At 68.9% G+C, this 16858-nt stretch carries 18 protein-coding genes and 1 tRNA gene; 17 read left to right on the top strand and 2 right to left on the bottom strand.

Going from position 1 to position 16858, the window contains the following annotated elements; translation table 11 throughout:
* Positions 1-14 precede the first annotated feature (14 nt).
* From F6B43_RS19540 to F6B43_RS04870, 15 genes are all read left to right on the top strand, one after another.
* The gene (locus tag F6B43_RS19540) at positions 15-191 is read left to right on the top strand and encodes a hypothetical protein (protein ID WP_170285560.1); all 177 of its coding nucleotides are present in this window, start codon (positions 15-17) and stop codon (positions 189-191) included.
* On the top strand, positions 188-988 hold the full coding sequence (locus F6B43_RS04935; RefSeq protein ID WP_150447745.1) for a TlyA family RNA methyltransferase: 801 nt from the start codon (positions 188-190) through the stop codon (positions 986-988). Before F6B43_RS19540 ends, F6B43_RS04935 begins: the two co-directional genes overlap by 4 nt.
* Entirely contained in the window at positions 985-1926 is a 942-nt protein-coding gene (locus tag F6B43_RS04930) for an NAD kinase (RefSeq protein ID WP_150447744.1), read from the top strand. Before F6B43_RS04935 ends, F6B43_RS04930 begins: the two co-directional genes overlap by 4 nt.
* A gap of 47 nt (positions 1927-1973) precedes the next feature.
* A complete protein-coding gene (gene recN, locus F6B43_RS04925) occupies positions 1974-3671 on the top strand; it encodes a DNA repair protein RecN (protein WP_150447743.1) in 1698 nt (565 codons plus the stop codon).
* A 176-nt stretch (positions 3672-3847) separates the two neighbouring features.
* On the top strand, positions 3848-5491 hold the full coding sequence (gene pyrG / locus F6B43_RS04920) for a CTP synthase (protein ID WP_246159865.1): 1644 nt from the start codon (positions 3848-3850) through the stop codon (positions 5489-5491).
* Between the two features lie 6 nt (positions 5492-5497).
* A complete protein-coding gene (locus tag F6B43_RS04915) occupies positions 5498-6112 on the top strand; it encodes an NUDIX domain-containing protein (protein WP_246159802.1) in 615 nt (204 codons plus the stop codon).
* A gap of 1 nt (position 6113) precedes the next feature.
* Complete coding sequence (gene xerD / locus F6B43_RS04910) at positions 6114-7067, top strand: site-specific tyrosine recombinase XerD (RefSeq protein ID WP_150447741.1); 954 nt, start codon at positions 6114-6116, stop codon at positions 7065-7067.
* 270 nt (positions 7068-7337) lie between these two features.
* A complete protein-coding gene (locus F6B43_RS04905; protein ID WP_150448436.1) occupies positions 7338-8171 on the top strand; it encodes a ParA family protein in 834 nt (277 codons plus the stop codon).
* Positions 8155-9021, top strand: a complete 867-nt coding sequence (locus F6B43_RS04900; protein ID WP_425486799.1) for a segregation and condensation protein A — start codon at positions 8155-8157, stop codon at positions 9019-9021. Before F6B43_RS04905 ends, F6B43_RS04900 begins: the two co-directional genes overlap by 17 nt.
* Positions 9011-9664 (top strand): SMC-Scp complex subunit ScpB, encoded by a 654-nt coding sequence (gene scpB, locus F6B43_RS04895; RefSeq protein ID WP_150447740.1) that lies wholly within the window; start codon positions 9011-9013, stop codon positions 9662-9664. Before F6B43_RS04900 ends, scpB begins: the two co-directional genes overlap by 11 nt.
* Complete coding sequence (locus F6B43_RS04890) at positions 9661-10488, top strand: pseudouridine synthase (RefSeq protein WP_150447739.1); 828 nt, start codon at positions 9661-9663, stop codon at positions 10486-10488. The genes scpB and F6B43_RS04890 overlap by 4 nt, the downstream gene beginning before the upstream one ends.
* Positions 10485-11651 carry a prephenate dehydrogenase gene (locus F6B43_RS04885; protein WP_150447738.1) on the top strand — a complete coding sequence of 389 codons (1167 nt, stop codon included), beginning with the start codon at positions 10485-10487 and terminating at the stop codon, positions 11649-11651. The genes F6B43_RS04890 and F6B43_RS04885 overlap by 4 nt, the downstream gene beginning before the upstream one ends.
* Positions 11644-12357 carry a (d)CMP kinase gene (cmk, locus tag F6B43_RS04880; protein ID WP_150447737.1) on the top strand — a complete coding sequence of 238 codons (714 nt, stop codon included), beginning with the start codon at positions 11644-11646 and terminating at the stop codon, positions 12355-12357. Before F6B43_RS04885 ends, cmk begins: the two co-directional genes overlap by 8 nt.
* Positions 12347-13870, top strand: a complete 1524-nt coding sequence (gene der / locus F6B43_RS04875) for a ribosome biogenesis GTPase Der (protein ID WP_150447736.1) — start codon at positions 12347-12349, stop codon at positions 13868-13870. Before cmk ends, der begins: the two co-directional genes overlap by 11 nt.
* 62 nt (positions 13871-13932) lie before the next feature.
* On the top strand, positions 13933-14832 hold the full coding sequence (locus F6B43_RS04870) for an NUDIX domain-containing protein (protein WP_150447735.1): 900 nt from the start codon (positions 13933-13935) through the stop codon (positions 14830-14832).
* A gap of 30 nt (positions 14833-14862) precedes the next feature.
* Here the strand turns inward: F6B43_RS04870 and F6B43_RS04865 are convergent, their stop codons facing one another.
* On the bottom strand, positions 14863-15243 hold the full coding sequence (locus F6B43_RS04865; protein ID WP_150447734.1) for an RNA-binding S4 domain-containing protein: 381 nt from the start codon (positions 15241-15243) through the stop codon (positions 14863-14865).
* A 99-nt stretch (positions 15244-15342) separates the two neighbouring features.
* A complete protein-coding gene (locus F6B43_RS04860) occupies positions 15343-15918 on the bottom strand; it encodes a GNAT family N-acetyltransferase (RefSeq protein ID WP_150447733.1) in 576 nt (191 codons plus the stop codon).
* 125 nt (positions 15919-16043) lie between these two features.
* Between F6B43_RS04860 and F6B43_RS04855 the strand changes: the two genes are divergently transcribed.
* Positions 16044-16117: transfer RNA gene (locus F6B43_RS04855), tRNA-Pro, on the top strand.
* Between the two features lie 242 nt (positions 16118-16359).
* Positions 16360-16803 carry a hypothetical protein gene (locus F6B43_RS04850; protein ID WP_150447732.1) on the top strand — a complete coding sequence of 148 codons (444 nt, stop codon included), beginning with the start codon at positions 16360-16362 and terminating at the stop codon, positions 16801-16803.
* Positions 16804-16858: the final 55 nt, after the last annotated feature.

Below are 16858 nucleotides of genomic sequence, written 5' to 3'. Positions count from 1 at the left end.
CGTATCCTGACGGTATGTCCGACCCAGAGAGCACCGGTGATGCAGGCCCTGCACCCGAGCTCGAGGTGACCCCCGAGCTGCTCAGTCGGCTACGCATCATCGAAGGTCAGCCCCTCTCCGCCCGAGCCGATGCCTACGCCGCGCTGCACGAGCAACTCGCCGCGCGGCTCGAGTCCGGTCCGCACGCGTGACGCAGCGCCTCGATGCGGCTTTGGCCGCGCGCGGACTCGCGCGGTCCCGCACGCATGCCGCGACACTCATCGCCGAGGGTCTCGTCACCGTCGACGGCAGGGGAGTGGTGAAGGCGTCGGCGCAGGTCGCCGATGATGCGGCGCTCGTGGTCGCCGGGGCCGACCACTACGTCAGCCGCGCGGCCCACAAGCTCCTGGCCGCTCTGGATGCGTTCGCCATCGATGTGGCGGATCGGACCGCGCTCGACCTCGGCGCGTCCACCGGTGGGTTCACCCAAGTGCTCCGTGAGCGCGGCGCCGACCCGGTGATCGCCCTGGACGTCGGCCACGGCCAGCTCGTCGCATCCATCGCTCTGGATCCCGGCGTGATCGCGATCGAAGGGTTCAACGCACGCGACCTCTCGCCCGAGTCGCTCCGCGAGGCCTCCGCGACGGATGCGCTCCCATCGATCGTGACGGCGGATCTGTCGTTCATCTCCCTCGGCCACGTGCTCGGGCCGATCCGCAGTGTGCTCGCACCGGATGGCGATGCGGTGCTCCTCATCAAGCCGCAGTTCGAGGTGGGTCGCACGGCCGTGAAGGGCGGACTCGTGACGGATGCTGCTGCCCGTGCCGACGCGGTCTCAAGCGTGCTGTGGTCGGCGTGGGACGCCGGGCTGCAGACCGTTGGCGTGATCTCGTCTCCGCTGCTGGGGACGCACGGCAACGCCGAGTTCGTCGCGCACTTCGCCGCTGACCGCGGAAGCAATCCGACAGAATGGTTGAGCACCGTGAGCCGACTGGCGGGAGAACGATGAGCGACGAGCGTAGCATCCTTGTCGTCGTGCACGCGCGCCGTGACGATACCGTCGAAGCTGCCCACCGCGTCATGTCGGCGCTCACCGCGGCCGGGGCGCGTCCCGTACTCAGCGCGGATGACCGCGACGACCTGGCGGCGGCGATGGCATTGCCTCCGAACACGGGGACGCTCGGGGTCGACGTCGATGTCGCCGACATCGAGCTGGCGATCGTCCTGGGCGGCGATGGCACGATCCTGCGCGCCGCGGAGCTCGTTCGCGACGGCACCGCGCCCGTGCTCGGGATCAATCTGGGGCATGTCGGCTTCCTCGCTGAGATCGAGCGCGACGACATGGACGACGCGGTGCGCCGTGTCATCGCGCGCGACTATCGCGTCGAGGAGCGTCTGGCCTTGAGCGTGCGCGTCAAGGATTCGGAAGACTCAGTGATCTACGAGACGTGGGCGCTGAACGAGGCGACGGTCGAGAAGGCCAGCCGTGAGCGAATGCTCGAGGTCGTGATCGAGGTCGACGGACGACCCCTTTCGACGTTCGGGTGCGACGGTGTCGTGGTTGCGACACCGACCGGATCGACCGCCTACAACTTCTCCGCCGGCGGGCCTGTGATCTGGCCGACCGTCGAAGCCATCGCGGTGGTGCCGCTCTCGGCGCACGCGCTGTTCGCGAAGCCGCTCGTGGTCGGCCCCGAAGCGGCCATCGCGATCGAGGTGCTCGAGCGCACGAACGGCACGGGAATACTGTGGTGCGACGGCCGCCGATCCCACGATCTCCCCCCCGGGGCGCGGGTGGTCGTGCGTCGCTCGGAACGCCCGGTGCGTCTCGCTCGGCTGCACCCCTCCGCGTTCACCGATCGACTCGTTCGCAAGTTCCGGCTCCCGGTCGAAGGCTGGCGGGGCCCTACCGCGATCACGGGGTCGAGCTCATCGGAGACCCTGTGAGCGAAGGCACCCCGTGACCGAAGCGACACTGCGAGAGAAGACACGCCGTGATTGAAGAGATGCGCCTGCGCGATCTCGGTGTGATCGCTGAAGCTACGCTCCCGATGGGTCCCGGTTTCACCGCGATCACCGGCGAGACCGGCGCGGGCAAGACGATGGTCGTGACGGGTCTCGGACTCCTTCTCGGCCAGCGCGCGGATTCCGGCGCCGTCCGCGCCGGCGCCCCGCAGGCCGCCGTCGATGGGGTGTGGCTCGTCTCCGAGACGGGGCCGGTCGCAGATCGCGTGCGCGAGGCCGGAGGCGAACTCGAGCCGCTGGGCGACGGACGTGCCGAGCTGTTCGTCGGACGCACGATCTCGAGCGAGGGCCGCAGCAGGGCGACCGTCGGCGGGCGCAGCGCTCCGGCCGGAGTTCTGGCCGACCTGGCCGATGAGCTCGTCGTCGTGCACGGCCAGTCCGACCAGCTGCGGCTGCGATCTGCGGCAGCACAGCGCGACGCACTCGACCGTTTCGGCGGCGCGCCGGTCGCCGAAGCCCTCGTCGCGTACCGCGCGACCTTCGACCGGTGGCGCGCGGCTCAGACCGCCCTCGAGGTGCTGACAGCCGAGCGCGACGTGCGTGCGCGCGAAGCGGAAGACCTACGCGTGGCGCTTGCGGCGATCGAGCAGGTCGATCCGCAGCCGGGTGAGGACCTGGAGCTCAACCGGCGGGCGGAGCGACTGGCCAACGCGGAGGATCTGCGCGTCGCGGCGGCATCCGCTCACGATGCTCTCTCGGGCGATGGCGATGTTCCGGATGTCGGCATCCTCCTCGCTGAGGCGCGAAGGGCGCTGGAGCGCGCGTCGTCGCGCGACCCAGCGCTGGAAGGACTCGCCGAGCAAGTCGCCGATCTCGGCTACCGTTCGGCTGATCTGGCTGCATCCCTGTCGGGGTACCTCGCCGATCTCGACGAAGCCGGCCCGCACGAACTCGAGGCGGTCGAAGAGCGGCGCGCTGCGCTCGGCGGACTGATCCGCGCGCACGGGTCGCTCGATGCCGCGCTCGCGCTCGTCGAGACCGGGTCGGCGCGGCTCGTCGAGCTCGATGACGACGACGATCGGATCGAACGGCTCGGGCGCGAGCGAGACGATGCCGCAATCGAACTCGACGATGTCGCCGCCGCGCTCACGGCGGCCCGCACCGAAGCGGCGATGAGGCTCGGCGCGGCGGTCACCGAAGAGCTGCATGCCCTCGCGATGCCGGATGCCCGTCTCACCGTCGTCGTCTCACCGGCATCCGCGACGGCAGCCGGACGTGATGATGTCGCCATCCTCCTCGCCCCGCACCCCGGGGCGGATCCGCGCCAGGTCTCGCGAGGCGCGTCGGGTGGCGAGCTCAGCCGCGTCATGCTGGCGATCGAGGTCGTGATCGCCGCCACCGACCCGGTCCCGACGTTCGTGTTCGACGAAGTGGATGCCGGAATCGGCGGTGCCGCCGCGATCGAGGTCGGTCGTCGGCTCGCGCGACTGGCCGAATCGTCGCAGGTCATCGCCGTCACCCACCTCGCCCAGGTGGCCGCGTTCGCGGGCAACCACCTGACAGTCGTGAAAGCGAGCGACGGTTCGGTCACAGCATCCAGCGTCCGCCGCTTGGAAGGGGCAGAGCGCGAGTCGGAGATGGCCAGGTTGCTTTCGGGCCTCGCCGATTCGGATGCCGCACTCACTCACGCGCGGGAACTGCTCGCCGTGGCGCACGAACGCGCGTGACGTAGCAGCGTCGGGAGGAACTGCCATACTCGGGGGAATCGTCTCGGCGCTCGCCCGGGAGATCCGATCATGCCGGACTGATAGGATAAAAGCCCGTGGCGGAAACTACTGACGCGGTACATTCGAACGGCGCCTTCTCTTCAGACGGCTCATCCTCAAACGGCACGACACGGCACATCTTTGTGACGGGTGGTGTCGTTTCTTCGTTGGGTAAGGGCCTCACTGCCGCCAGTCTCGGAAACCTGTTGACGGCCCGCGGACTGCACGTGGTCATGCAGAAGCTCGACCCGTATCTGAACGTCGATCCGGGCACGATGAATCCCTTCCAGCACGGCGAGGTCTTCGTGACCGACGACGGGGCCGAGACCGACCTCGACATCGGGCACTACGAGCGCTTCCTCGACATCGAGCTCTCGCAGGCTGCGAACGTCACGACCGGTCAGATCTACTCGCAGGTGATCGCCCGCGAGCGGCGCGGCGAATACCTGGGCGACACGGTGCAGGTCATCCCGCACATCACCGACGAGATCAAGCGTCGCATGCGCCTGCAGGCCACCGAAGACCCGCAGCCCGATGTGATCATCACCGAGATCGGCGGTACGGTCGGCGACATCGAGTCGCAGCCGTTCATCGAGTCGGCGCGGCAGATCCGCCACGAGCTCGGCAGGCAGAACGTCTTCTTCGTGCACGTATCGCTCGTGCCGTTCATGGGCGCCTCCGGCGAGCAGAAGACCAAGCCGACGCAGCACTCCGTCGCGACGCTCCGCTCGATCGGCATCCAGCCCGACGCGCTGGTGCTCCGCAGTGATCGGCCCGTGACCGAGGCGAACAAGCGCAAGATCGCCCTGATGTGCGACGTCGACGAGGGTGCGGTCGTCAACGCCGTCGACGTGCCGAGCATCTACGACATCCCGACGATGCTGCATGAGCAGGGCCTCGATGACTACATCGTGCGCACGCTCGGCCTCGGCAAGGCGCTCGACGTCGACTGGTCGCGGTGGGACAAGGTGCTGCAGGCGGTCCACAACCCCAAGCACGAGGTGACGCTCGGGCTGGTCGGCAAGTACATCGACCTGCCGGACGCCTACCTCTCGGTCACCGAAGCGCTCAAGGCCGGTGGGTTCGCGCACGAAACCCAGGTCGCGATCAAATGGATCCCGTCGGATGAGTGCGAGACGCCGGAAGGCGCGGCCAAGGTGCTCGGCGCGCTGGATGGAATCGTGATCCCGGGCGGTTTCGGCATCCGGGGTATCGAAGGAAAGCTCGGTGCGCTGAAGTTCGCGCGGGAACAGGGGATTCCTACCCTCGGGCTGTGCCTCGGACTGCAGTGCATGGTGATCGAGTACGCCCGCAACGGCGCGGGGATCGACGGCGCCTCATCGAGCGAGTTCGACCCCGACACCGCAGACCCGGTCATCGCGACGATGGCCGAGCAGGTCGAGATCATCGCCGGTGGCGACCTGGGCGGCACCATGAGACTGGGGCTCTACCCGGCCGACCTCGCCGAAGGTTCGCTCGCCGCAGAGCTCTACGGCGCAGCGCGAGTCGAGGAGCGGCACCGGCACCGGTACGAAGTCAACAACGCCTATCGCGACCGGCTCGCCGAAGCAGGACTGGTCTTCTCGGGACTCTCGCCCGACCGCAACCTCGTCGAGTACGTCGAGCTTCCGCGCGACGTGCACCCGTACTACATCGCGACACAGGCCCACCCCGAACTGCGCTCGCGACCGACCGAGCCGCACCCGCTCTTCCGCGGGCTCGTCGGCGCGGCGCTCGAACGGCACCGTGCCAGCGAGCTGTTCGACGACGCCGACGAGTGATCGCCGGTGAGTGAGAGCCTGAACTCGACGGACGCGAGCGCGCTCCGCGACGAGACAGTCGACCTGCCGATCGTTTCGAGCGAGCGGGTGTACGAGGGTCGCATCTGGGACGTCCGCTCCGATACCGTGCAATATCGCGACAGCGAGATCGTGCGGCAGTACGTCGACCATCCGGGTGCAGCGGCGATCGTCGCTCTCGATGATCACGATCGGGTGCTGCTGATCCAGCAGTACCGGCACCCCATCCGGCGCCGCGACTGGGAGATCCCTGCCGGATTGCTCGATGTCGTCGGCGAATCGCCGCTGCAGTCCGCGCAGCGCGAGCTGGCCGAAGAGGCCGACCTGACAGCATCCGAGTGGGAACCTCTGGTGAGCGTCTTCACCACTCCGGGCGGCAATGACGAGGTCGTGCACATATTCCTCGCTCGCGGGCTCACCGCGAACGGCGATGCGCACGCCCGTGCGGACGAGGAAGCCGACATCCGGATCGAGTGGGTGGCGCTTTCGGACGCGGTCACCGCCGTGATGGACGGGCGCATGCGCAACGGCATCCTCGCCACCGGAGTGCTCGCCGCGGCCGAAGTTCTGCGCCGTCAGAACGCATCGCCCACGCAGGACTGACATGCGGCTCGATCGAGCGGTCGACGAATACCTTCGCCACATATCGATCGAACGCGGCCTGTCCGACCATACGGTCGCCGCCTACCGTCGAGACCTGGCGGGGTATCTCGATTGGCTGCAGAGTCACAACATCGACGATTCCGCCGAGATCACTTCCGCACTCGTCACGCAGTTCGCAGCAGAGAGGGCATCCGAGCAGCCCCCTCCCGCCGCATCCAGCCTTGCGCGCCTGCAGTCCTCGGTGCGAGGCCTGCACCGGCATCTGGTGAGAGAGGGCATCGAGCACGACGATCCGAGCGGCAGGCTCCGGCCGCCCAAAGCCGCGCGTCGCCTGCCCAAGGCGCTCACGATCGATCAGGTGGAACAGCTGCTGGATGCCTCGGGTCCTGCCCCGTCGACCGACGCCGCGGACGGGGGAGTGCCCGCCGAGGCATTCGTGGCCGACATCATCGCGATTCGCGACCGCGCGCTGCTCGAGTTGCTCTACGCGACCGGCGCGCGAGTGTCGGAGATCGTCCAGCTCGATGTCGACGACGTCTCGCACGGCGATGTGCTGCGGGTACGCGGAAAGGGCTCGAAGGAGCGGATCATCCCCGTCGGCTCATTTGCGCGCAGGGCACTCGAGGCCTACCTCACGCGGTCGCGGCCGGAGCTGTCGCGGCGCGGAAGGGCGACACCCCGGCTCTTCCTCGGTGCCCGCGGTGCGCCGTTGTCGAGGCAGAGCGCGTGGCTCGTGATCGTCGGCGCTGCCGAGCGGGCGGGGCTGACCGCACATGTTTCGCCGCACACGCTGCGGCATTCGTTCGCCACCCATCTGCTCCAGGGCGGGGCGGACGTGCGCGTCGTTCAGGAGCTGCTCGGGCACGCCTCGGTCTCGACCACCCAGATCTACACGCACGTGTCGATCGACGCGCTGCGCGACGTGTACACGACGTCGCACCCTCGCGCGCGCTGAACGGGCTGTCCGGCTTCTCGCGAGCGCAGGCGGAATCACGAGATCAGGACGATTCGGTCGCCGAACTTCCTGTATCCGTGCGTTCTCCTGTGTCGGTGCGGCGTGGCGAGTGTGCGTCTGGCGTCGGGAGTTGCGGGCCGGACTCCGGGCGAGGCATCGCGGGGCGCGGCCCGGTCGCCGCTACAATCGGGAAACGGCATGGCGAAGTCAGGAGAGTCTGTGGCGGGCAGCAAACGAGGCGCGACGGCGGTCTCTGAGGACGGCACCCCGATGGGGCCGACCGGGCGTCCGTATCACGGCTTCCCGACCCCGCCGCCGCTCGACGGCCACGGCCCGGCACGCATCATCTCGCTGTGCAACCAGAAGGGTGGCGTCGGCAAGACGACCACCACGATCAACCTCGCGGCGGCTCTCGCCGAATACGGCCGTCGCGTGCTCGCGGTCGACTTCGACCCCCAGGGTGCGCTGTCGGCTGGGCTCGGCATCCAGACGCATGACGTGCCGACGATCTACGACCTCCTTCTCGACACCAAGCGCGATCCGCGCGAAGTGATCGTCGAGACATCGACGCCGGGGCTCGACATCCTCCCCGCCAACATCGATCTCTCGGCCGCCGAGGTGCACCTCGTCAACGAGGTAGCACGCGAGACGATCCTCGCCCGCGTGCTGCGGAAGGTCGCGCCCGAGTACGACGTGATCCTGATCGACTGCCAGCCGTCGCTGGGTCTTCTCACCGTGAACGCGCTGACGGCAAGCCACGGTGTCGTGATTCCGCTCGAGTGCGAGTTCTTCGCGCTCCGCGGCGTCGCGCTGCTGATCGAGACGATCGACAAGGTGCGCGACCGTCTCAATCCGACGATCGAGCTCGACGGTGTGCTCGCGACGATGTACGACCCGCGCACGCTGCACTCGCGCGAGGTGCTGGAGCGCGTCGTCGAGGCATTCGGCGACGACGTTCTCGAGACCGTGATCGGGCGCACCGTGAAGTTCCCCGACGCCTCGGTCTCGGGCATGCCGATCACGGAATTCGCTCCCGAGCATCCGGCCGCGCAGGCGTACCTGCGGCTCGCCCGGGAGCTGGTCGCGCGTGGTGCTGTCGCCTGACGGCTGGGTCGCTGACGACTCCCCGGTTGACGAGCCCGCCGAGCCTGCCGAGCCCGCCGAGGCCGCCGACCCCGGGTTTCGCGTGTCGCTCGGCGTGTTCGACGGACCGTTCGACCTTCTTCTGACGCTGATCTCCAAACACGAGCTCGACATCACCGAGATCTCGCTCAGCCGTGTGACCGACGAGTTCATCGGCTACCTGCGTCAACTCGACGTGGACGCGGAGCTCGAAGAGGCATCCGAGTTCCTCGTCGTGGCCGCCACTCTGCTCGACATGAAGGTCGCGGGTCTTCTTCCACAGGGCGAGTTCGTGGATGCGGAGTCCGTCGCCCTCCTGGAGGCGCGCGATCTGCTGTTCGCTCGGTTGCTCCAGTACCGGGCGTTCAAACAGGTGTCGACGTGGTTCGCGTCCCGGCTGCAGGCCGAGGACCGCCGCCACGTTCGCGCTGTCCGGCTCGACGAGAAGTACCGCCGGGCCACGCCGGAACTGGTCTGGACGCTCACACCCGATGACTTCGCCGCTCTGGCCATCCTCGCGATGACGCCGCGAGAGATTCCGCAGGTCGGCCTCGACCACCTGCATGCGCCGCTGGTGAGCATCCGCGAGCAGGCAGCGATCGTCGTCACGCTCCTGCGTGCCGCGGGTTCGCTGAGCTTCCGCGAGCTGGTGGCCGGTGTCGCGCAGCCGGGAGTCTTTGTGGCGCGGTTCCTCTCGGTGCTCGAGCTGTACCGTCACGCCGCACTGTCGTTCGAGCAGCTCGAGCCGCTCGGAGAACTGACCCTCCGCTGGACCGCCGAACGGTGGTCGGAGGAGAACCTCGCCACGCTGGGAGCCGACTATGACCGATGAGACTTCCACCTCCACCAACGAGGCTGCTGCGGAAGCGACAGAGACGCACGCAGACGCGACCGAGGCCGTGCGTCGACCGCATGATCCGGCATCGGTGGCGCGGCGACTGGAGGCGATCCTCCTCGTCGTCGAAGAGCCGCAGAGTCTCGTCGCCCTGGCCACGGCGGTCGGCGCGCCCGTGCCCGCCGTTCGGCAGGCGGTCCAGGCGCTGGTCGAGGATTACGACGGACTGGCCGGCGGGCCGCGTCGCGGATTCGAGCTGCGCGAGGTCGGCGGAGGCTGGCGTCTGTACGTCCGCGCAGAGCACGACGACCTGGTGACCGAGTTCGTGAACACGCAGGCGCCGTCGCGGCTCTCGCAGGCCGCGCTCGAGACGCTCGCGGTGATCGCGTACAAGCAGCCGGTCAGCCGCAGCCAGGTCGCCTCGATCCGTGCGGTCAACGTGGACTCGGTGGTGCGCACGCTTCTCGCGCGGGGGCTCATCACCGAGGTGTTCACCGACGCCGAGACCGGTGCGATCAACTACGGCACCACGGACGCCTTGCTCACGAATCTCGGCATCAACTCGCTCGACGAGCTGCCGCACATCTCACCGCTCCTGGACGACGGCGCGGACGGCTTCGACGATCTGGTGGTGCGATGAGCGAGTCTTCGGCAGGTTCAGTAACCGAGGGGCCCTCGGGCGATGGGCGGGGGTCTGACGGCGTCCGGTTGAACAAGGCACTCGCCAACGCCGGCGTCGCATCGCGCCGCGTGGCCGAACAGCTCATCGTCGAGGGTCGCGTGCGGGTGAACGGTGTCGTCGTCGACGAGCTCGGCACCCGAGTCGATCCCGCGACCGACCTGGTCGACGTCGACGGCACTGCCATCCAGTTCGACTCCACCATGCGGTACGTGGTGCTCAACAAGCCCACCGGTGTCGTCAGCTCGATGAAGGACGACCGCGGTCGTCCCGATCTGCGCCAGTTCACCGCCGACTGGGAGGAGCGCCTCTACAACGTCGGACGATTGGATGCTGATACCAGCGGGCTCCTGATCCTCACGAACGACGGGGCACTGGCCCACATCCTCGCCCACCCCGCCTTCGGGGTCACGAAGGTGTACATCGCAAAGGTGGACGGTCGAGTGACCGCGCAGACGATCGCCGCGCTCACCCGCGGAGTGCAGCTCGAGGACGGCCCCATCGCCGCAGACAAGGCCCGCCTCCTGTCCAGCTCGGACCGGGGCACCGGATCGCTGGTGGAGCTCACGCTGCATTCGGGGCGCAACCGCATCGTGCGTCGGATGATGGCCGAGGTAGGGCATCCCGTCGTCGAACTGGTCCGTCGCCAGTTCGGCCCCCTCCACCTGGGAAGTCTCCCAGTCGGTCAGGCCCGCGAGTTGACTAAAGTGGAGCGCGGCGCGCTGCTCACCCTCGCGCGCCGGGCGGCTGATGACTCGCCGCCGCCTGACGAGGAGACCCAGTGACCGACACGACCGGCGTCTCCGCGCGCGCCGACCAGCCGGCATCCCGCCTTCCGGTCGCCGGCGGCGCACCGCTCGCGCCGCGGACCACCGGGACGGTGCGGATCGTGGGCGCCGGTCTGCTCGGCTCGAGCATCGGACACGGCCTCCGAGGGTTGGGCGTCGATGTCGTCCTCGATGACAGTTCACCCGCTCAACTCCGCCTCGCGATCGACTACGGGGCGGGGCGCGCGGCGCTCGCCGGCGATCGGCCGTCGCTCATCGTCGTGGCCGTGCCGCCTGACGTCACGGCCGCCGTCATCGCGCGGGAGCTCGCCGCCTATCCCGGCACCGTGGTGACCGACGTCGCGAGCGTCAAGCTCGAACCCCTTCGTGAACTCCGCGCCCGAGGCATCGACCTCACGCACTACATCGGGTCGCATCCGCTCGCCGGTCGCGAGCGCGGCGGCGCGATCTCGGCGCGCGCCGACCTCTTCGTCGGACGCCCGTGGGTGGTCTGCCGCGACGAAGAGACGCCTGCGGCCGATCTCACGCTGGTCGAGGGCCTGGCTCTCGACCTGGGCGCCACCCCCGTGGAGATGGCGCCGGAGGAGCACGACCGATCGGTCGCCCTCGTCTCGCACGTTCCGCAGCTCGTGGCGAGCCTCCTGGCCGGGCGCTTCGTAGACGCCCCGGCGGGCTCGCTGCGCCTTGCCGGTCAAGGGGTGCGCGACACGACGCGCATCGCCGCGTCCGCCCCCGAACTCTGGGTGCAGATCCTCGGCGCGAACGCCGAGCCCGTAGTCGACGTCCTCGACGCGCTCGCCGCCGATCTGTCCGCCGTGGCCGACGCGTTGCGTGCGCCGGAGGCGCCGGGCGCTCGCCGATCGGTGGCCGACATGATCCGGCGCGGGAACGAGGGCGTCGAGCTCCTCCCCGGCAAGCACGGGCAGAACCGCCGCTTCGAATCGGTCGTGGTCATGGTCGACGACACGCCCGGTCAGCTCGGGCGCTTGTTCGGCGAGCTCGGCGAACTCGACGTGAACGTCGAAGACCTGCGGCTCGAGCATTCGCCCGGTGCGCAGTTCGGCCTCGCCGAGATCAGCGTGGTCCCGGCGGCGGTGCGCCGCGCCGTCGATGGCCTGGAGGCGCGCGGCTGGAAGATCGCGAGCACGACGAATGACTGACCCCACGACAACCACCGGCCTGGAGCTCGCGCCGATCATCGTCGCGATCGACGGGCCGGCCGGCAGCGGAAAATCGAGCGTCTCCAAAGAGGCGGCGCGCCGCCTCGGCTTCGACTTCCTCGATACCGGCGCCGCATACCGCGCGCTCGCCTGGCACGCGCTCGAACTCGGCGCCGACACGTCGGATCTCGATGCTGTCGTTTCCGCATCTGCCGACTTCGACTATGCGATCTCACTCGATCCCGATCAGCACTGGGTGCGGGTGGGCGAGGCGGATATCACCGACGCGATCCGGCAGCCCCGCGTGACGGATGCGGTGAGCGGCGTCGCCCGCGTGCCCGAAGTACGCGCGACGCTGACGTCGCTCTTCCGAAGCCTTGCGACCGGATCCGCGAAACCCGGCGTGATCGTCGAGGGACGCGACATCACCACCGTCGTCGCGCCGGACGCGCCCGTGCGCATCCTGCTGACCGCCTCGCCCGAGGTACGTGCCGCGCGACGCAGCGCAGAGGTCACGACGCAGGACGCTGCAACGGTCGCTGCGGCGCTGCGGCGGCGCGATGCCTCCGACTCGACCGTCGTGGACTTCATGACCGCCGCACCCGGCGTGGTCGTCGTGGACTCGACGACACTGGATTTCGAACAGACCGTGAACGCCATCCTCGAGGTGGTCCGCACGGAGACAGGAGCGCGCTATGGGCGCTGAAGACGAATACGAGGGCGGTCCTGACCGACTCGTCGAGAAGATGGCCGAGCTGGACGAGGGCCTCGCCGAGGCGCGCGCAGCGACACTTCGGGCGAGCCTCGCGGACTACGAGCTCGACGAGGCGGACGCCGCGCTGCTCGAGATGAACGAACGCGGTCTGGACGGGATCGAATACCTGCCCGCACTGCCGGTCGTCGCGATCGTCGGTCGCCCCAACGTGGGCAAGTCGGCGCTGGTCAACCGCATCCTGGGCCGCCGCGAGGCTGTCGTCGAAGACACCCCGGGCGTGACGCGCGACCGCGTGACGTACAAGGCGGAGTGGATGGACCGGCGGTTCTCGCTCGTGGACACCGGAGGATGGGAGCCCGACGCGCGAGGAATCGATTTGTCGGTCGCGGCGCAGGCCGAGATCGCGATCGACCTGTGCGACGTGGTGCTGTTCGTGGTCGATGCGATGGTCGGCGCGACATCCACCGACGAGGCCGTGGTGAAGCTCCTCCGGCGCAGCGGCAAGCCGGTGTTCCTCGTCGCCAACAAGATCGACGACGCCCGTCACGAGCCGGAGGCCGCCGCGCTCTGGAACCTGGGCCTCGGCGAACCGTACCCGGTCTCGGCTATCCACGGCCGCGGTGTCGCGGACCTCCTCGATGAGGTCATGAAGGTGCTGCCGGCCGTTTCGGCCGTCGCCTCGTACGAGATCGGGGGGCCGCGACGCGTCGCGATCCTGGGTCGTCCCAACGTCGGCAAGTCCTCGCTCCTGAACAAGGCCGCGGGTGAGGAGCGTGTCGTCGTCAACGAGCTCGCGGGCACGACCCGCGATCCGGTGGACGAGATCGTCGAACTCGGCGGCAAGCTGTGGCAGCTCGTCGACACCGCAGGCATCCGTCGGCGTGTCCACCTGCAGCAGGGCGCAGATTTCTACGCGTCGCTGCGCACGTCGGCCGCGCTCGAGAAGGCCGAGGTGGCCGTGGTCGTCCTCGATGTCTCGCAGTCGGTCAGCGAACAGGATGTGCGCATCATCGACATGGTGCTCGAATCCGGTCGCGCGCTGGTGCTCGCATTCAACAAGTGGGACCGCCTGCTCGACGACGACATGGAGAACCAGGATCGCCGTCGGTACCTCGAGCGTGAGATCGAACAGGATCTCGCTCACGTCGCGTGGGCGCCCCGGGTCAACATCTCGGCCAAGACCGGGCGTCACCTCGAGAAGCTCGTCCCTGCGCTCGAGACCGCGCTGACGTCGTGGGACCAGCGCATCGCGACCGGCAAGTTCAACGCCTTCCTCTCCGAGCTCGTGGCCGAGCATCCGCACCCCCTTCGCGGGGGCAAGCAGCCGCGCATCCTGTTCGGCACCCAGGCCTCCACGCGCCCGCCGACCTTCGTGCTGTTCACGACCGGATTCCTCGACCCCGGCTACCGCCGGTTCATCCAGCGCCGCCTGCGCGAGATCTACGGCTTCGAGGGCACGCCCATCGTCGTCAACATGCGCGTACGGGAGCGCCGCACGCGCTGAGGCATGAGTCGGAACATGGCGGTGGATGCGGTCTGGAGCCCGTGCTGTGAAAGGCTGGACCGGTGACGATCCAGCCGCCCGCCCCCGGGGAACCGCGCCGCCCACTCGGCCCGCGCGACCCCGGTGACGCGTGGGTCGTGGCGCCGACCGGCGAACGATACTGGGGGCGGTTCGGCGCCGCCGGTCTGCTCGCGCTCGACCCCGCGCGCGGCGTGCTGCTGCAGCACCGGGTGTCGTGGAGCCACTTCGGTGACACCTGGGCGCTGCCCGGCGGTGCGCGGCACGAGCACGAATCCGCGCGTGCCGCGGCCCTCCGCGAAGCGGCGGAGGAGGCCGGTGTGCCCGACGCCGCGATCGCACCGCGTTTCGTCAGCGTGCTCGACCTCGACGTCTGGACCTACACCACGCTCGTGGGCGATGTCGTCACGCCGTTCGAACCGGTGATCAGCGACCCCGAGAGTCACGCCCTGGCCTGGGTGCCCGTCGGCGAGGTCGATGATCTTCCGCTGCACCCGGGGTTCGCGAACTCGTGGGCGGCGCTCCGTTCGCTCCTCGCCGTCCGACCTGCGATCGTCGTCGATGTGGCGAACGTCATGGGGTCGGTCCCCGACGGCTGGTGGAAGGATCGCGCCGGCGCGGCCGCGCGCGTGATCGCCCGGCTCGAGGCGCTTGACGCCGGGGGAGTGGATGCGGCAGCCCTGGGCCTGCCCGCAACCGCGTGGTACCCCGAGATCGTCGCGGTCGTCGAAGGCGCGGCACGAGGGGTCGCGGATGCGACCGGGGCCGTCCGTGTCGTTCGGGCTGAGGCATCCGGTGACGACGCCATCGTGGCCGAGACCGTCTCTCTCGTCGCCGCGGGTCGCACGGTGACCGTCGTCACGAGCGACCGCGGGCTCGCCGAGCGAGTCAGCGCGGCGGGCGCCACGGTCCGCGGGGCGGCGTGGGGCCAGGACCTGTTCTGAGCCGGTCGCTGTCGCTGGCCCGCTTGAGCGTCAGTCCTCGCGCCCGCGCAGCTTGTCGATGTCGCGGCGTTCGCGCTTGGTCGGGCGTCCTGCTCCTCGGTCACGCACCGGAACGAACGGCATGGATTCCTTCGACGGCGGCGGAGGCGTCTGGTCGTCCATCGCCGTCGCGACGACGGCGGCGCCCACGCGTTTGCTGATGGGGGCACGCACGACGAGCATCCGATCGAATCCGGCGATCCGCACACGCAGTTCGTCGCCGATCTTCACGGGTTGCGCGGCCTTCGCACGCTCTCCGTTGACCCGCACGTGCCCGGCCCGGCATGCCGACGTCGCGGCTGACCGGGTCTTGTAGATGCGAACGGCCCAGAGCCATGCGTCGACCCGTGCGGAGGCGGACGACGAGGTCACAGGACTCCTCTGTGGGCGAATAGGTCTGTGCGCGATGGTGTCTGGCGAGCGGGCGCCCGTCCATCGTAGGACGCTGCCGGCCGGCTTCCGCGGAACGCTTCAGAGCTGCAGCGCCACGATCGCCCGGTCGGGCTTGGGGCGCGCAACCTCGCGGAAGCCCGCGTCGGCGAACACCGACAGCACGCCTCGGAAGAGGTTGTTGGGCGACTTCTTGCCGACGGAGGTGTCGATCGGGTAGCCCTCGACGGTCGCGGCCCCGTGTGCACGTGCGAAATCGACGGCGGCCGCGAGCAGGCGCGCGTTGAGCCCGATGCCCCGGTACTCCTTGCGCACCACGAAGCACGACACCGCCCAGATCGAAGGATCGTCCCACGGCTGCGTGGCGTCGGCGAACTCACGGGTGCGGGCGATGCGGCGCTGGGCATCACGGGGACCGACGCGGATCCAGCCCGCGGCCTCGCCGTCGACGTACGCGATCAGCCCGGGTGGGGGATCGGCCCTCATCTCGCTGCGGAGCATCTCGGCCTTGTCGTCGACGGACGCCGCCTGAAACTCGGCGTTGGTGATCGTCCACCACTGGCAGCGGCAGCTCGCGCCATCGCCACCGCCGGTGAGGGCGTGCTCGGCGTCATCGCTGCGGTCGGCGGTGGCGGGCGCAATCGTGATGTCTGGCATGGGCCGACGCTACCCACGGGTGCCGACATGGGCAAGGCGTTGCACAGCGCTCGTCGAGCGTGGTTTCACAGGGTGGCGGACGACCGGCTAAGATAGGGGAGTTGTCCGCGCTCAGGTGCGGGCCTCGGGATGTGGCGCAGCTTGGTAGCGCACTTGACTGGGGGTCAAGGGGTCGCAGGTTCAAATCCTGTCATCCCGACAGAAACGGCGAAGGGTCCGCGACGCGGGCCCTTCTTCGTCTTAACCCCGCCCGGTTGCGAGCCGGTGCGTGCGATCTCGTGATCGTTCCCTCCGCGACCAATACGACCAAAGGTCGATGCGTTCGATGAGAAGAGGCATCTTTGGTGGTATCCGCCATGGGTTGCGCTGCTATTCGGGATGTCACCGACGTGGGCGGCCGTGAGGAGAACTCTCTTGCTCTGTTTCCAAGATCTGGCACCCGTGCTCGACGTCGCCTTGTCTCGGGATGGGCTTCGCGATCCCGAACGCGTTTCCGGGGTTCTCGTCGAGAACGCGTGGACCACGACGTCGTTGGTGATCGTTGACACAACCGAGGAACGTTCGTGGAGAACGACGAACAAGCCGGGCGATGACGGGTTGGGTGCCTCTGCATGGACGACCCGGTCTGGAGAAGACGGCTCTACTCTCGGGATCATCGTCGAGGCGTCCTCCCCGATCGCCGCACATGCGCTCCGCGATCAGATCCGGGAAAGGATCCTCGCCGAGAGCAGACTCCTTGCTATCGAATCTGACGAAGTGTGGTCAGACGGCGAATGCCTCGTGATTCTCACCGCGCATGAGGGCTCCGTACTCGGTAAGAAGAGTGTTCCGCCCACCGTTCAAATGAGTTTCGGATCGGCTGACCACTCCATGCGGATGATCTGAGGCCCCGTCTCCGTCATGAGAGGGCAGGCCCGAGCATCCGTGACCCGGCTTGCGA

Origin of the sequence: Microbacterium rhizomatis (genome assembly GCF_008710745.1) — a bacterium.
Lineage (GTDB): Bacteria > Actinomycetota > Actinomycetes > Actinomycetales > Microbacteriaceae > Microbacterium > Microbacterium rhizomatis.
Note: the sequence above shows the minus strand (reverse complement) of the source record. Positions and strands in the feature narration are given on the sequence as shown.

Excerpts from the sequence above, each read along its gene's own strand:
- F6B43_RS04930 (WP_150447744.1), top strand. The coding sequence starts at position 985 with ATGAGCGACGAGCGTAGCATCCTTGTCGTCGTGCACGCGCGCCGTGAC.
- F6B43_RS04890 (WP_150447739.1), top strand. The coding sequence starts at position 9,661 with ATGAGCGAGTCTTCGGCAGGTTCAGTAACCGAGGGGCCCTCGGGCGAT.
- scpB (WP_150447740.1), top strand. The coding sequence starts at position 9,011 with ATGACCGATGAGACTTCCACCTCCACCAACGAGGCTGCTGCGGAAGCG.
- xerD (WP_150447741.1), top strand. The coding sequence starts at position 6,114 with ATGCGGCTCGATCGAGCGGTCGACGAATACCTTCGCCACATATCGATC.
- F6B43_RS04860 (WP_150447733.1), bottom strand. The coding sequence starts at position 15,918 with ATGCCAGACATCACGATTGCGCCCGCCACCGCCGACCGCAGCGATGAC.
- cmk (WP_150447737.1), top strand. The coding sequence starts at position 11,644 with ATGACTGACCCCACGACAACCACCGGCCTGGAGCTCGCGCCGATCATC.
- F6B43_RS19540 (WP_170285560.1), top strand. The coding sequence starts at position 15 with ATGTCCGACCCAGAGAGCACCGGTGATGCAGGCCCTGCACCCGAGCTC.
- F6B43_RS04905 (WP_150448436.1), top strand. The coding sequence starts at position 7,338 with ATGGGGCCGACCGGGCGTCCGTATCACGGCTTCCCGACCCCGCCGCCG.
- der (WP_150447736.1), top strand. The coding sequence starts at position 12,347 with ATGGGCGCTGAAGACGAATACGAGGGCGGTCCTGACCGACTCGTCGAG.